Annotated in this window: 12 protein-coding genes; 6 read left to right on the plus strand and 6 right to left on the minus strand. The window is 71.6% G+C overall.

From position 1 onward, the window contains the following. Positions 1-170: 170 nt before the first annotated feature. Positions 171-1,082, minus strand: coding sequence for an endonuclease/exonuclease/phosphatase family protein (locus tag ACZ7L5_RS27105; RefSeq protein ID WP_471519509.1), 912 nt, complete (start codon positions 1,080-1,082; stop codon positions 171-173). 205 nt (positions 1,083-1,287) lie between these two features. Between ACZ7L5_RS27105 and ACZ7L5_RS27110 the strand changes: the two genes are divergently transcribed. Beyond that, positions 1,288-2,583, plus strand: a complete 1,296-nt coding sequence (locus ACZ7L5_RS27110) for a DUF6986 family protein (RefSeq protein WP_471519510.1) — start codon at positions 1,288-1,290, stop codon at positions 2,581-2,583. A 103-nt stretch (positions 2,584-2,686) separates the two neighbouring features. Continuing rightward, entirely contained in the window at positions 2,687-4,741 is a 2,055-nt protein-coding gene (locus ACZ7L5_RS27115) for a serine/threonine-protein kinase (RefSeq protein ID WP_471519512.1), read from the plus strand. A 2-nt stretch (positions 4,742-4,743) separates the two neighbouring features. Here the strand turns inward: ACZ7L5_RS27115 and ACZ7L5_RS27120 are convergent, their stop codons facing one another. Further along, positions 4,744-5,514: a hypothetical protein gene (locus ACZ7L5_RS27120; protein ID WP_471519514.1), complete on the minus strand. Its 771-nt coding sequence runs from the start codon at positions 5,512-5,514 to the stop codon at positions 4,744-4,746. A 19-nt stretch (positions 5,515-5,533) separates the two neighbouring features. After that, positions 5,534-6,583 carry a LacI family DNA-binding transcriptional regulator gene (locus ACZ7L5_RS27125; RefSeq protein WP_328883412.1) on the minus strand — a complete coding sequence of 350 codons (1,050 nt, stop codon included), beginning with the start codon at positions 6,581-6,583 and terminating at the stop codon, positions 5,534-5,536. Between the two features lie 270 nt (positions 6,584-6,853). Between ACZ7L5_RS27125 and ACZ7L5_RS27130 the strand changes: the two genes are divergently transcribed. Continuing rightward, the gene (locus ACZ7L5_RS27130) at positions 6,854-7,804 is read left to right on the plus strand and encodes an ROK family protein (RefSeq protein WP_362379279.1); all 951 of its coding nucleotides are present in this window, start codon (positions 6,854-6,856) and stop codon (positions 7,802-7,804) included. A gap of 52 nt (positions 7,805-7,856) precedes the next feature. Here the strand turns inward: ACZ7L5_RS27130 and ACZ7L5_RS27135 are convergent, their stop codons facing one another. Continuing rightward, the gene (locus ACZ7L5_RS27135) at positions 7,857-9,884 is read right to left on the minus strand and encodes an NPCBM/NEW2 domain-containing protein (RefSeq protein ID WP_471519516.1); all 2,028 of its coding nucleotides are present in this window, start codon (positions 9,882-9,884) and stop codon (positions 7,857-7,859) included. Between the two features lie 181 nt (positions 9,885-10,065). Between ACZ7L5_RS27135 and ACZ7L5_RS27140 the strand changes: the two genes are divergently transcribed. The 3 genes from ACZ7L5_RS27140 to ACZ7L5_RS27150 all read left to right on the plus strand — a co-directional run bounded on the left by ACZ7L5_RS27140 (position 10,066) and on the right by ACZ7L5_RS27150 (position 12,573). Beyond that, on the plus strand, positions 10,066-11,052 hold the full coding sequence (locus ACZ7L5_RS27140; RefSeq protein ID WP_471519518.1) for a TIGR01777 family oxidoreductase: 987 nt from the start codon (positions 10,066-10,068) through the stop codon (positions 11,050-11,052). A 50-nt stretch (positions 11,053-11,102) separates the two neighbouring features. Continuing rightward, positions 11,103-11,384 (plus strand): hypothetical protein, encoded by a 282-nt coding sequence (locus tag ACZ7L5_RS27145; RefSeq protein WP_471519520.1) that lies wholly within the window; start codon positions 11,103-11,105, stop codon positions 11,382-11,384. Positions 11,385-11,529: 145 nt separating this feature from the next. Beyond that, positions 11,530-12,573: an NUDIX hydrolase gene (locus ACZ7L5_RS27150; RefSeq protein ID WP_471519522.1), complete on the plus strand. Its 1,044-nt coding sequence runs from the start codon at positions 11,530-11,532 to the stop codon at positions 12,571-12,573. Here ACZ7L5_RS27150 and ACZ7L5_RS27155 read toward each other — a convergent pair. Beyond that, positions 12,540-13,598: a protein kinase family protein gene (locus tag ACZ7L5_RS27155; RefSeq protein WP_471519523.1), complete on the minus strand. Its 1,059-nt coding sequence runs from the start codon at positions 13,596-13,598 to the stop codon at positions 12,540-12,542. The genes ACZ7L5_RS27150 and ACZ7L5_RS27155 overlap by 34 nt on opposite strands. Before the next feature lie 24 nt (positions 13,599-13,622). After that, a complete protein-coding gene (locus ACZ7L5_RS27160) occupies positions 13,623-14,978 on the minus strand; it encodes a M20/M25/M40 family metallo-hydrolase (protein WP_471519525.1) in 1,356 nt (451 codons plus the stop codon). Positions 14,979-15,049: the final 71 nt, after the last annotated feature.

Below are 15,049 nucleotides of genomic sequence, written 5' to 3' on the forward strand. Positions count from 1 at the left end.
CCCCGATCTTCGACCTGGTCGACTACGGCGTCGTCGGCGACCTCTTCGACGTCGTCCCGACCCTGACCGAGGAGATCAAGACCCGCAAGGGCTGATCCCGCACGGGCACACCGAGGCCCCCGTGACCGTCCGGCGGTCACGGGGGCCTCGGCTCGTTCGGCCCGGGGCCTTCAGGCCAGGGTCAGGGACGCCTGCACGGGCAGATGGTCGCTGGGGAACTGGCCGTCGCCGGAGAAGGTGTTGATCGTCGCCCGGTGCGCCATGACGCCGGGCGTGGTCAGGACCCAGTCGATCCGGTCGCCGTTCGGCGTCAGCGGCTTGTAGCCGTGGAAGGTCGCGTACAGCGCGCTGCGCTCGCTCGCGGTGTCCCAGGTGTCGACGAGACCGGCACCGAGCAGTGTGTCGTACACCGTGTTCTTGTGGGCGGCGACATTGAAGTCCCCGGTCACCACGACCGGCAGGGCGCGGTCGAAGCCGGCGATCCGCTCGGCGATGAGTGCGGCGCTGCGCTCGCGGGCGTACTGGCTCACGTGGTCGAAGTGGGTGTTGAGGACGTAGAACTCCCGTGCGCCGTCGGCCAGATCTCGGAAGCGGACCCAGGTGACCATGCGGGCGAAGGCCGCGCCCCAGGTGTTGGAGCCGATCATGTCGGGGGTGTCGGAGAGCCAGAAGTGGTCGTACTCGGTCGGGCGCAGCCGGTGGGAGTCGTAGAAGACCGCCATCGATTCGTCGCGGCTGCCGTGCAGTCGGCCGGTGCCGACCCAGTCGTAGCGCGGCCCGAGGTCGGAGTCGATGTCGAGCAGCTGGGAGAACATGCCCTCCTGGGTGCCGAGGACGTGCGGGGCCTCGCGGCGCAGCAACTCGCGCATCACCGGTCTGCGCACCGTCCAGCTGTTGGGCTCGGTGGTGCTCGCGAAGCGCAGGTTGAACGACATGACCTGGAGGTGCCGGCGGGCGGCCGGGCGCTCGCCCGCCGAGGCGGACGTCGTGGGCAGTGCTGTACTGGACAGGGGCGCGGTGACCGCCGCGGCCAATGCGGCCTTCAGACCCAGACGGCGCGTGACTCGGCTGTGGTTCGGCACTTCAGGCTCCTTCGGTGGGAACTGCCGGACGAGTCGTGCGAGGCGTGCGTATGGAAGTGTGATACCGCGCCCTGAGATGAGCGTGAACATGACGGGATGGGTGAGTGACTCCCCGTGGACATGGTGTTGACCAGCCGGAAGGTCGCCGGATAACTTCATTCTACGGATTGTTGATTCCGTATCGCGGAAGTCAGGAGGATGTGGGATGGGCCAGGGCCAGCAGGAGAAGGTGGCGACAAGCCTCGCGGGTGCCGTCAGCGAGGAGATCAGCGCCTCCCTCGCGCCGGTCGACGCCGAGCTGGAGCGCCGCTACCCCGGAGACCCCGGCACCCGCCAGCCCGTCCACACCGTCTACGTCCCCGGTGACGTCTTCGCCGCCGACACCATCCCCTCCTGGGGCGACCAGGCCCTCGCGCTCCTCGACGAACATGCCCCGGACGCCGCGTCCTTCGCCGCCGTGCTCGGACTGCCCGACGAACTCGCCGAGCCCGTGCACGCGCGCGTGCGCGCCAAGCTGGAACGGGAGCCCATCGAGGACCTGCGCGTCGACTTCGAGGACGGCTACCACGGCCGCGACGAGGACGAGGACGCCGCCCGCGCCGCACGGCTGATCGCAGAGGCGTACGAGAACGGCACGGCGGCACCGTACATGGGCATCCGCATGAAGTGCATGGAGGCGCCCGTACGGGACCGGGGCATCCGCACCCTCGACATCTTCCTCACCGGCCTGATGGAGGCCGGCGGCCTGCCCGACGGGCTGGTGCTCACCCTGCCCAAGGTGACGTACCCCGAGCAGGTCACCGCCATGGTGCGGCTCCTGGAGGAGTTCGAGAAGGCGCGCGGGCTCGAGCCCGGCCGGATCGGCTTCGAGATCCAGATCGAGACCAGCCAGTCCATCCTCGCCACCGACGGCACCGCCGCCGTCGCCCGGATGATCCAGGCCGCCGAGGGCCGCGCCACGGGCCTGCACTACGGCACGTTCGACTACAGCGCCTGCCTCGGTGTCTCCGCCGCCTACCAGGCCAGCGACCACCCGGCCGCCGACCACGCCAAGGCGATCATGCAGGTCGCCGCGGCGGGCACCGGCGTACGCGTCTGCGACGGCTCGACGAACGTCCTGCCGGTCGGCCCGACCGCGAAGGTCCACGACGCCTGGCGACTGCACTACGGCCTCACCCGCCGCGCCCTGGCCCGCGCCTACTACCAGGGCTGGGACATGCACCCCGGCCACATCCCGACCCGCTACGCGGCCGTCTTCGCCTTCTACCGCGAGGGCTTCGAGCAGGCGGCGGCCCGCCTCGCCCGGTACGCCAACCGGACCGGCGGCGACGTCATGGACGAGCCCGCCACCGCCAAGGCGCTCAGCGGCTACCTGCTGCGCGGCCTGGACTGCGGTGCCCTCGACATCGGCGAGGTCGCCCGGCTGACCGGCCTGACCCGCGCCGACCTGGAGGGCTTCTCGGTGCCCAGGAGGGGCGATTTGACGGCTTCCGCGAAGTAGCGGCCCTGTCACATTCGCAACCACCGGCTGGCGTTGTCACAGCTGCCCCGTAGTCTGTACGCCACGCAAGGCATGTCAGTGGTGTCACAGGAACGGGGCAGCGGTGTCATCGGGGGAGAACGGACAGGCGGACGAGACCGGTCGGCTGCTGGCCGGGCGCTATCGCGTGGTGGCGCAACTCGGGCGCGGGGGCATGGGCGTCGTCTGGCGGGCCGTCGACGAGGTGCTGGGCCGCGAGGTCGCCGTCAAGGAACTGCGTACCTACTCGGACGCCGACGGTCCCGAACTGGCCGATTTGCGGCTGCGGATGCAGCGCGAGGCCCGCGCGGCGGCCCGGGTCAAGCACTCGAGCGTCGTGGCCGTCCACGACGTCGCCGAGGTCGACGGGCGCCCGCTGATCGTCATGGAGCTGGTCGATGGCCCCTCCCTGGAGGCGGTGCTGCGCGAGCGCGGCACCCTCGACCCGCGTGAGGCGGCGGGGATCGGCGCCAAGGTCATGGACGCGCTGGCCGCCGCCCACCGCGCCGGTGTCCTGCACCGCGACGTCAAGCCGGGCAACATCCTGCTGGACCGCTCCGGCCGGGTCGTCCTGACCGACTTCGGCATCGCCGCCATGGACGACCCGGGCGACGGCGCGGCCACCCAGCTCACCCGCACCGGCCATCTCGTCGGCTCCCTGGACTACTTGGCCCCCGAGCGCGCCCAGGGCGCCGATCCCGGCCCGTCCTCGGACGTCTGGGCCCTGGGCGCCACGCTGTACGCCGCGGTGGAGGGCTCCGCGCCCTTCCGCCGTACGTCGACGTTCTCCACGCTCACCGCGATCGTCTCCGAACCCCTGCCGGAACCCGACAACGCCGGGCCGCTCGGCCCCGTGCTGGCGCGTCTGATGGACAAGCGGTCCGAGTCCCGCCCGGAGGCCGACGAGGCACGCGAACTCCTCCAGGCGGTGGCCGAGTCGGGCGGCACGGACGCGCCGACGACGGCCCTGCGGAGCTCGGCGGACTCCGGGCCCGGGCGAGCCGAGACGGAGCGCAACGTCCCCTCGGTGCCTCCCGGGTTCGGGCCCACACCTGAGATCGCTCCTGACGGACAGGCATACGGCGGCCAGGGCCAGGGCGCGCAGGGACCTCAGGGCGGCGACACGCCCCAGCAGGGCGTACCCGCCTCGGACCTGCCCGGGGCGCCACGCTTCGGAACCGCGGGGCAGGACGCGAACAGCCCGGCGACTCCCGGCCAAGGCACGCCGCCGGTACAGGGCTTCGGCGCCGGAGGCCAATCCGGCTCGCCCGTACCCGGACACGGCCCCGGCGCCCAGGGACAGCCCGCCGCATCGCCGTACGGCAGTGCGCCGGGGCACTCCGGCCAACCCGCGCACGGCTACGGCGGCCCCAACCCCTCGCCGTACGACTCCGCCGCGACCGGCCCCATGGTGACGTCCTCCTCCGGCACCCCCTCCCGGCGCAAGAGCCGCGCACTGCTCGCCGCCGTGGCCGTCACCGTGGTCCTCGCGGCCAGTGGAGTCACGGCCGCGCTGCTGAACAGTGCGGGCGACACCAAGGCCGAGGAGCCGGACACCTCGGCGGTGGCCGCCACGGACAAGTCCGCCGAGGCGAGCGGCAGCCCAGACGCCGACCGCTCGGGCGACGGCGGCCTGACCGAGAAGGACGACGACAAGAAGTCCTCCGGCGCGTCCAAGTCCCCCAGCCGCGAGCCCTCCGATCGCCCCAGCACCGCGTCCCCGACCAAGACCTCGGGATCGGGCGGCACCGACGGCGGCACCACGGGCGGCGGTTCCGGCGACGGCGGCACCACGGGCGGTGGAGGAACCACCGGCGGCGGCGGAACCACGGGTGGAGGCGGCGGCACCACGCCGGACCCGTCCTGCTTCGCCATCGGCGGCGGCAAGTACAACTGCACGGTCTGGAAGACCGCCAAGTCCTACACCGCCTCCGGCACCGAGGTCGGCATCCTCAACGCGGGCACCAACTACTTCTACTGCCAGCAGAACCTGGGCCGCCGGGAGACGTCCGGCCAGTGGACCAACGTCTGGTGGGCCAAGACGGACGACGACAGCGGCAACACGAACGTCTTCGTCAGCGACGTCTACCTCGAGGGTGGCAACAACGACGAGCCGGTGCCGGGACTCCCGGTCTGCTGAGCTCAGTTCCGGTCAACCCGGAGGTACTTCTCCAGGCCGGAGGCCGTCACCAGTCGCTCCTCCACGAGCAGCCGTGTCCCCCGGTCGCACAACCCCGCGTCGGCGCGCGCACGCTCGCAGAACTCCTCGGGAGCGGCCCCGAACAGCTCCCGCAACCGGGCCGAGCCCAGCAGGAGTTCCGAGATCATGGGCCGTTGGCCGGGGTGGGTGCGCGGCGCGCCGGAGCCGTCGTGCAGGACGCCATGGCGGTTGACGTACACGTAGGCGCCCGGGAGCGTGCTGCCGTCCGCCGTCTCGATCCGTACGTCGGGCGCCGGCAGCCAGGCGCGGCCGAAGTTGCCGTCCGGCTTCGGCACGCCCTCGCTGGTGTCGATCACCGCTAGCTGCTGCGAATCGAGCCAGGTGATGAACAACTCCCTTACATGGCCCGGTGCTTCGAAGGGCGACGCGGACACGTACCCCATGCGGCTCACATGTGCGGAGACACCCACCTCGACGCCCGTCACCCGCACCTTCACCATCGGCAGGGGAGTGACGATTCCGAAGGCGGCCATCTTGCGCCGCAGTTGGCCGGGACAGGCGTTGGAGCCGACCGCGAGGACGGGCACGCGGTCGTCGTACACCAGACGGTCCAGCGGCAACAGGCGGTCCCCGTCGAGGAGTCCGGAGTCCGACGGCCACGCGCCCGGATACAGCAGTGGATGGTCGCGCGGCGCCTCCGCCAGGCCGAGAGCCTCCAGGGTTCGGTCCCGCACCGGCCGCGAGCTGCTCATGCTGTGGTCCATGGGCCGCTCAGTCCGCCGGTGGCAGCTCGCCCGAGCCGCGGGTGATCAGTCGCGTCGGCAGCTCGATGCGTTCCGGGGTGACCAGGGTGCCGTCCAACTGCCGGAACAGCCGCTCGGCGGCGGTACGGCCCAGAGCCGCGGCGTCCTGGGCGACGACCGTGACGCCGGGCTGCAGCAGATCGGCGAGTTCGATGTCGTCGAAGCCGACGAGCGCGACGCGACGGGCCTGCTCGGCGAGGACACGGATCACGGTGACCGTCACCCGGTTGTTGCCCGCGAAGATCGCGGTGACGGGGGAGGGGCCGGAGAGCATCTCCTCGGCCGCCCGGCGCACCCGCACCGGGTCGGTGACGCCCAGGGACATCCAGGCGTCCTCCACCGGTATGCCCGCGTCCTCCATGGCGGCCCGGTAGCCGCGCAGCCGCTCGGCGGCCGTGTGGATGCGGGGCATGTCGCCGATGAAGCCGATCCTGCGGTGCCCGTGGGCGATGAGGTGCGCGACCCCGTCGCGGGCGCCGCCGTGGTTGTCGGACAGGACGCAGTCGACGTCGATCTGCCCGGCCGGGCGGTCGACGAACACGGTGGCGACGCCCGCCTTGAGCTCGGGTTCCATGTACCGGTGGTCGTCACCGGCCGGAATGATCACCAGCCCGTCCACCCGCCGTGCGCACAGTGCCAGCGCCAGTTCCTGCTCGCGGTCCGGGTCCTCGGCGCTGGAGCCGTTGATGAGCAGGGCACCGTGCGCTCGGGCGACCTCCTCGACCGCCCGGCTGAGCGGGCCGTAGAAGGGGTCCGCGAGATCCTCCAGGACCAGGCCGATGCTCGCCGTACGGCCCTTGCGCAGCACCCGCGCGCTGTCGTTGCGGCGGAAGCCAAGGGCGTCGATGGCCTCCTGGACGCGACGCTCCGTCTCCGGGGTGACGCCCGGCTCTCCGTTGACCACGCGCGACACGGTCTTGAGACCGACTCCGGCACGCGCCGCGACGTCCTTCATGGTCGGACGGTTGCCGTAGCGGTTCTCCGGATGGCGATCGGAGCGGCGGATGGTCTCGGCCACGATGCGGTGTCCTGTCCTGTCGTCGTCCACGGGACGAGTCGATCCATGAGGCTCACGCGGTCCGCGCGGATGCGTCGGTCCATGGGGATGCGTCGGTCCATGGGTTTGTATGAGGATGTGGCGTCGAGCATAGAGCCTGGACAACGTTGTCAGATCCAGGGGACACTGTCCACCGCAATCTCCGGCCTGCGCCCCCACCGCGAGACCGGCTCGCCCAATTCCCGTGGTTGACGGGGAGATCCGAATGGTTGACGGGGAGAACTGACACTGATGCACACCGACCTCGTGGCTGCGCTCGACATCGGCGGCACCAAGATCGCCGGAGCGCTGGTGGACGGCCACGGCAAGATCGCGGTCCGGGCTCAGCGCGCGACGCCCGCCCGGGAGGACGGCGACACCGTGATGCGGGCCGTCGAGGAGGTCGTCGGCGAACTCACCGCGTCGCCCCTGTGGGGACGCGCCACGGCCCTCGGCATCGGCAGCGCGGGACCGGTGGATGCCTCCGCGGGCACCGTGAGTCCGGTGAACGTGCCCGGCTGGCGCGACTATCCGCTGGTCCGGCGCGTCCGCGAGGCGGCCGGTGGACTGCCCGTCGAACTGATCGGCGACGGCGTGGCCATCACGGCGGCCGAGCACTGGCAGGGAGCGGCCCGGGGGCACGACAACGCGCTCTGCATGGTCGTCTCGACCGGCGTCGGCGGCGGCCTGGTCCTGAACGGCCGACTGCACCCCGGCCCCACAGGCAACGCCGGCCACATCGGTCACATCAGCGTCGACCTGGACGGCGATCTGTGCCCGTGCGGTTCGCGCGGCTGCGTGGAGCGCATCGCGAGCGGTCCCAACATCGCCCGGCGGGCGCTGGAGAACGGCTGGCAGCCGGGCCCGGACGGCGACACGTCCGCCGCCGCGGTGGCCGCCGCCGCGCGGGACGGGGACCCGGTCGCCGTGGCCTCCTTCGAACGCGCCGCGCAGGCCCTCGCCGCCGGTATCGCGGCCACCGCGACCCTCGTCGAGATCGACATCGCCGTGATCGGCGGCGGAGTGGGCAAGGCGGGCGACGTCCTGTTCACCCCGCTCCGCAAGGCCCTGCACGACTACGCCACGCTGTCCTTCGTCCAGCGCCTGACGATCACCCCGGCCCAGATGGGCACGGACGCCGGGCTGGTGGGGGCCGCGGCGGCCGCGCTAGCCGGGAAGGCGGGCGCGGCGGCGGGCGTCTGAGCACTCCGGCGGGCAGGAACGTTCAGTCACTGGGTGGGGGCGGGCGGACCGCTCAGCAGGTCAGTCGCGCCTCCGCCCAGTCCCCGTGGTCCGAGGTGACGCCGTCGCCGCCGTCGGTGACGAGGAGCCGGATCACCTGGGAGCCGGTCACATCGGCCGTGAGCGCCTGGGCCGGCATCGCGTTGGTGAGGACGCCGGTCGAGGCGGCCCGGGTGCCGTCCGCCCAGATCTCGAAGGCGACGGTGCCGTCGGTGCCCTCCTCGTCGTCGACCCCGACCTGCGCGGTAACGGCCTCGCAGGCGCCCCCGGCGTAGTACTCGACGGTGCTGTCGGCGTGGGCGCCGATCCCCGTGCCGTACACCACCCCGCCGATGGTGATCGGATTCCCGTCGCCCGCGTCGCTCTCGCCGTTGCTGGTGTTGCGCTCGACGGGGCCCCATCCGTTGGCGGCCGAGAGCCACGGAAGGTCACCGAGGCCGGACGTCCCCGAGGGCGGCGCCGCCACCACCGTCGCGGTCAGCGGCAGCGCGCTGTCGACGCGGACACCGGAGGGGGAGCGGTAACTCGCCCTGAGAGCGAGGCCGTACGACCCCGGCGGCGTCCCCTGCGGTGCGGTGACCGCCCACTTGGTGCGCAGGGAGCGGCCTGTGGAGAGGGCGGGCGAGGTGGTCGGTGACGTCGCCTTGACGGACCACCCCGAGGGGCCGGTCAGCGAGACGGACACGCGCTTGGCCGTCGTACGTCCGAGGTCGGTGACCGTCGACGTGAGGGATGCCTTCTTGCCCGCCTCGACCAGCGGGCTGCCGTTAAGGCCGAGTTCGACGGCGGGCGGGTGCTGCACCGACTTGGGATCGGCGGCGACGCGCAGCAGGACGGTGCCGTGCGCGGGGACGGTCGCGGAGATCGTGCCCGCGGTGTTGTAGCTCCGGTGCTGCCACAGGTCGCGCAGCGCGTAGGCGTCGGCGGCGGGCAGGCCGACCGCGTCGGCGCTCGTGGTGATGCGCTGCGCGGTCCCTGACTCGTTGAAGAGTGCCACCGCGCGGCTGCCGTCCCGCATCTCCTTGGCGACGACCCAGCGCCCGCTCTGCGAGGAGACCACCGTGCCCTGCTTGCCCAGCGGGTCCTGGTCGACCGCGATGACCTCGCGGTTGCCGAGGATCTCGAAGGTCTCCTCGCCGGCCGAGCGCAGGTCGGAGCCGATCAGGAGCGGCGCGGCCATGATCGCCCACATCGAGAAGTGCGAGCGGTACTCGGTGTCCGTCATGCCGCCGTTGCCGACCTCCAGCATGTCGGGGTCGTTCCAGCGGCCGGGACCGGCGTGCGGCGCGAGCGGCAGGTTCTGTTTGAGGATCGACAGCATCGAGCCCCAGTTGTCGCTGATGTCGCCGGTCGTGCGCCACAGCTGACCGACGTCGGCGGCCCACTCCCAGGGCTTGTTCTCGCCCCACTCGCAGATGCTGTAGACGATGGGGCGGCCCGTGGCGCGGAGCGCGTCGCGCATGGTCGTGTAGCGCAGCTTGGCGTCCACGCCCTGGTTGTTGCAGTTGTCGTACTTGAGGTAGTCCACGCCCCAGTCCGCGAACTGCTGGGCGTCGCTGTACTCATGGCCGAGGGCGCCCGGGAAGCCGGCGGTGTTGCAGGTCTTCGTGCCCGCGCTGGTGTAGATGCCCATTCTCAGGCCCTTGGAGTGGACGTAGTCCGCGACCGCCTTGATCCCGTTCGGGAAGCGGACAGGGTCGGGTACGAGCTTGCCGTTCGCGTCCCTGGAGGGCAGGGCCCAGCAGTCGTCCAGGTTGACGTACTCGTATCCGGCGTCCTTGAGGCCCTTCTCGACGAAGATGTCCGCGATTCCCTTGACCATGGCCTCGTTGAACTCGGCACGGCAGTGCGTGGAGTTCCAGTTGTTGAAGCCCATGGGCGGGGTGAGGGCGAGGCCCTCCGCCGGGGCGGGAGCCACGGGAGAGGTGGCGGCCGCGGGGGCTGCGGCAGCGGGGGCGGCCAGTCCCGCAGCGCAGAGCAGGCCTGCGGCGAGTGCTCCGACCACTCTGGTGCGGGTTGTGCGGGTGTGAAGGTTACGCACCGTTACGTTCCTCCGTACCTGCGAAGACGGATGACGGCATGTACGCGTCATAGTGCGTTCACGGTAGAACCTGTCGGACTGTGTTGGAAGTCGTCGGAGGACGGAATGGTGACCCGAAGAGAGTTTTTGAACATGTTCAACGTTCTGGGGTAAGGTCGGCCCCACACGAGAGGGGGAGCCGATGAAGATCGTGATTCCCGGGGGAACCGGGCAGGTGGGTGCGGTCCTGAACCGTGCGCTGAGCAGTGCGGGCCACGAGGTCGTCGTCCTGACGAGGCGGCCCACGCGCGACGGCGAGGTGCACTGGGACGGCGAGACCCTGGGGCCGTGGGCCGCGGCGGTCGACGGCAGCGACGTCGTGATCAACCTGGCGGGGCGCAGTGTCAGCTGCCGCTACACCGGGCCCAATTTGCAGGCCATGATGGATTCGCGGGTGCACTCCACCCAGGTGGTCGGCGAGGCGATCGCGAGCGCGGTCCGGCCGCCGCGGGTCTGGCTGCAGATGAGCACGGCCACCATCTACGCCCACCGCTTCGACGCGTCCAACGACGAGGCGACGGGCATCGTCGGCGGCAGCGAGCCCGATGTGCCGGACTACTGGGCCTACAGCATCGACATCGCCAGGTCCTGGGAGCGGGCGCAGGAAGAGGCCGACACGCCGCACACCCGGAAGGTCGCCCTGCGCTCCGCCATGGTGATGAGCCCCGATCGCGGCGGGGTCCTGGACATCCTGTTGCGGCTCGCGCGGCTGGGCCTCGGCGGCCCTGTCGCGGGCGGCGGCCAGTACATCTCCTGGATCCACGATCGCGACTTCGTCCGCGCGGTCGAGTTCCTGATCGAGCGGGAGGACGTCGTCGGGCCGGTGAACATCGCCGCCCCCGAACCGCTCCCGCAACGCGCGTTCATGCGGGGCCTTCGCGCCGCGTCGCGCGTCCCCGTGGGCCTGCCCGCGACGAGGTGGATGGCGGAGATCGGTGCGTTCGCACTGCGCTCGGACACCGAGCTGCTGCTCAAGAGCCGCCGCGTCGTCCCCGGCCGGCTGCTCGACGCGGGGTTCGCCTTCGAGTACGCCCGCTGGCCGGAAGCGGCCGACGATCTCGTACGGCGCGTGCGGCAGCGCCGGCACGACCGGGGCCGGACCGGAGCCGGAGTTCCGTCGCTGACCTGATCGCGCGAAGGCGAGCGTGACTCCCGGCCCGTTCCACAGTTGAACCGGCCATGAAGAAGCGCAGCATGCTCGCCATCGCCTCCCTGGCCACCGGATTCGTCGTCGCGGCGGTCACCCCGTCACACGCCGCCGAGACCCCCGCCACCGGTGGTGGTTCGCCCGCCACCGGGTTGCCCGCCGCCGGGATCCCGGTCAGCGGCGCTCAGACGAAGGTCGCCGGCGTGAACGTGGACGACGCCCTGGACACCGTCGGCCGGGCCATCAACCGGGAGACGGACCGGGCCGTGAACGACGCCCCGCACGGGAAGACCAAGAACGGCAAGAAGGGCTGACGAGCCCACCAGCACGACCGCACGGCACCGGAGCCCCCGAATCCGCGGGGCTCCGGCGCCGTTGTCATGCGCTCTCTACGGGAGCTGGTTTCCGTGGCAGGGTGGAGCGGGCAAGCCACAGGGGGCCAACAGAAGAGGGGGAAACGTGATCGTTTGGATCAACGGTGCGTTCGGTGCGGGGAAGACCACCACCGCACGGGAACTGATCGAGCTGATCCCGAACAGCACGCTCTTCGACCCCGAGGTCATCGGCGGAGCACTCACTCACCTGCTCCCGCCCAAACACCTCACCGAGGTCGGTGACTTCCAGGACCTGCCGATCTGGCGACGTCTCGTGATCGACACGGCGGCCGCGCTGCTCGCCGAGCTCGGCGGGACCCTCGTGATACCCATGACGCTGCTGCGCCAGGAGTACCGCGACGAGATCTTCGGTGGCCTCGCCGCCCGCCGTATCACCGTTCAGCATGTGCTCCTCGCCCCGGCGGAAACGATCCTGCGGGAGCGAATAGCGGGGCGGGAGGTCCCGTCCGACCTGCCCGACGGCGAGATACGGGTCCGGCAGTGGTCGTACGACCGCATGGAGCCGTATCGCGCCGCACTCGCTTCCTGGCTCACCACCGACGCGTATCCCGTCGACAACGGCGGCCTGACCCCGTACGAGACCGCCGTCCGTATCGCCGAGGCCGTCGGCAGCGGTTCGGTCCCCGCCTGCGACATCGTGCAGACGCCCGAGCCCACCGCCGAGACCCTCGCTTCGGGTGTCCTGCTCTTCGACGAGGAGGACCGCGTGCTGCTGGTCGACCCCACCTACAAGGCCGGCTGGGAGTTCCCAGGTGGCGTCGTGGAACCCGGCGAGGCGCCCGCGCGCGCGGGCATACGCGAGGTCGCCGAGGAGACGGGGATACGGCTGGAGGACGTGCCGCGCCTCCTCGTCGTCGACTGGGAGCGGCCCTCGCCCCCCGGATACGGAGGGCTGCGCCTCCTCTTCGACGGCGGGCGCCTGGACTCGGCGGAGGCCGAACAGCTCCTGCTGCCCGGGCCCGAACTGCGCGACTGGCGCTTCGTGACCGAGGCGGAGGCGGCCGATCTGCTGCCGCCGGTGCGGTACGAGCGGCTGCGCTGGGCGCTTCGGGCGCGCGAACGCGGGGCCGCGCTCTATCTGGAGGCGGGCATGCCGGCGCCTTCCTGAGCGAGCTCCAGCGCTTCGTGCGGGTACGGCGTCCGCCGGCTCTCGTTCTGGAGCCGCCGGGCGAAGTCACCCATGACGACGGCGAGCGGCGCAAACCGCTCGATGATGCCGGCGGCGACCCGCGGGATCCCCTGGGGCCTGAGGCCCTCGGCGCAGGCACGAACGAAGGTCTCGCGGTCGTCCCGGCCATGGCGGTACAGGGCGGTCGCGAGCCAGTTCACCAGGTGGAAGGCGGTGTGGACGCGGTCGTAGTGCCGGTGCCGCGCGAAGAAGTCGCGCTCCTGCGGGGTGAGGCGGAAGCGGGCGGAGAGAGCGAGGCCGTAGTCGGCGAGGTAGAGCCGGCGCCCGTCGGTGAGGATGTTCTGGAAGTGGGCGTCGAAGTGCAGCAGCCGGGCCTCGTGGAGAAAGTCCGTGAGGGCTGTGAGTTCCTTTTCCACGAAGGCGCACGCGGTATCGGCCTCGTCCGTGCGCAGCCGGGCATCCAGCCAGTCGTGCAGGGTGTGCGGAACGTACTCCAGGAAGAGCGCCAAGCACGTGGTCGCCGTCCGTAGTCCCTCGATGCGCTCGCGCACCTGCGGGCCGCCGCCCCAGTAGGCGACGGCCCGCTCCACGTCGGCCAGTTCGGCGGGGAGGGGCTGCGGCGGCTGTGGCAGGATCCGCCAGTGGTGGGTCAGCGGGAAGCACGTGAACCGGTCGGCCAGCACCCAGTTCGTGGTCATCGTGTGCACGGCGAGTTCGCGCCAGGCGCCGAAGCCCGGACTGCCGATGCCGTAGTGGAAGTAGGCCGGCAGGTCCAGGACGTTCGCCGTGGAGCGAGCGTTCTCCGGCCGCAGCTCGACGTCGGTGAGCGGGACTCGCTTCACGAACACGCGTCTGCCGTCGACCTCGATCAGCGTCTGCCGTCCGCCGATTCCTGTGCCGAGCGGCGTCCCCTCCGCCACGAGGTCCGCGAGCTCGTGGTCGGAGAGCAGCCCCAGGGACGTGGCGACGTCGGTGTGGGCGGTGAGGCGCTCGGTGCGGGTCATGGACCCATCCTCAGCGCAAGTGCCTCAGCTTGCCGCGTAGTTGCGCAGGAACAGGGCCTCGGCGACCGACAGGCGCTCCAGTTCCTCCGGGGACACGCTCTCGTTCACGGCGTGGATCTGGGCCTCCGGCTCGCTCAGGCCGATGAGGAGGATCTCCGCGTGCGGGTAGAGGGAGGCGAGGGTGTTGCACAGCGGGATCGAGCCGCCCTGGCCGGCGTACTGCATCTCCTGGCCCGGGTACGCCACCGCCATCGCGTCCGCCATGGCCTGGTACGCCGGGCTGCTCGTGTCGGCGCGGAACGCCTGGCCCTGGCCTATCTGCTCGGTGCGCACCCGGGCACCCCACGGCGTGTGCGTCTCCAGGTGGGCCTGGAGCAGCTTGGTCGCCCCGGCGGCGTCCACGCCCGGCGGCACCCGCAGGCTGATCAGCGCCCGGGCGCTCGCCTGCACGGACGGGGTGGCGCCGACGACAGGCGGGCAGTCGATGCCGAGGACGGTGACGGCGGGGCGTGACCAGATCCGGTCGGCGACCGTGCCGGAGCCGATCAGCTCGACGCCGTCGAGGACCTTGGCGTCCTTGCGGAACTGCGCCTCCTCGTACTGCAGCCCCTGCCACGCCGACTCGTCGGTCAGCCCGTCCACCGTCGTCGAACCGTCCTCGGCGCGCAGCGAGTCCAGGACGCGGATCAGCGCGCCGAGCGCGTCCGGAGCGGCGCCGCCGAACTGGCCGGAGTGCAGGTTGCCTTCGAGCGTGTCGATCTGCACGCGCATGAGGGTCATGCCGCGCAGCGTCGAGGTGACCGTCGGCAGTCCGACGCGGAAGTTGCCGGCGTCGCCGATCACGATGGTGTCGGCCGCCAGCAGGTCGGGGTGCGCCTCGGCGTACCGCTCCAGACCGCCCGTGCCCATCTCCTCCGAGCCCTCGGCGATCACCTTCACGTGCACCGGCACGCCGCCGTCCGCCTTGAGCGCGCGCAGCGCCAGCAGGTGCATGATCAGGCCGCCCTTGCAGTCGGCGGCGCCGCGCCCGTACCAGCGGCCGTCGCGCTCGGTCAGCTCGAACGGCGGGGTGTGCCAGGCGGCCTCGTCCAGCGGGGGCTGCACGTCGTAGTGGGCGTACAGCAGGACCGTCTTCGCGCCCGCGGGGCCGGGCAGGTGGCCGTACACCGACTGCGTGCCGTCGGGGGTGTCCAGCAGGGCCACCTCCTCGAAGCCCTCCGCGCGCAGGGCGTCGGCGACCCAGCGGGCGGCGCCCTCGCTCTCGCTCTTCGGGAACTGGTCGAAGTCCGCCACCGACTTGAATGCCACCAGTTCGGTGAGCTCCGCCTTCGCCCTTGGCATCAGCGAGGCGACGGTCTCGGCGACCGGATTCGACGACATGGGCACGCTCCTTGTGGGTGCGACGTTGTACCAGTGAGTGCTGTGATCCTCCCACAGCGGCCTGCGACGAC

This window comes from Streptomyces sp. NPDC107528, assembly GCF_055639295.1.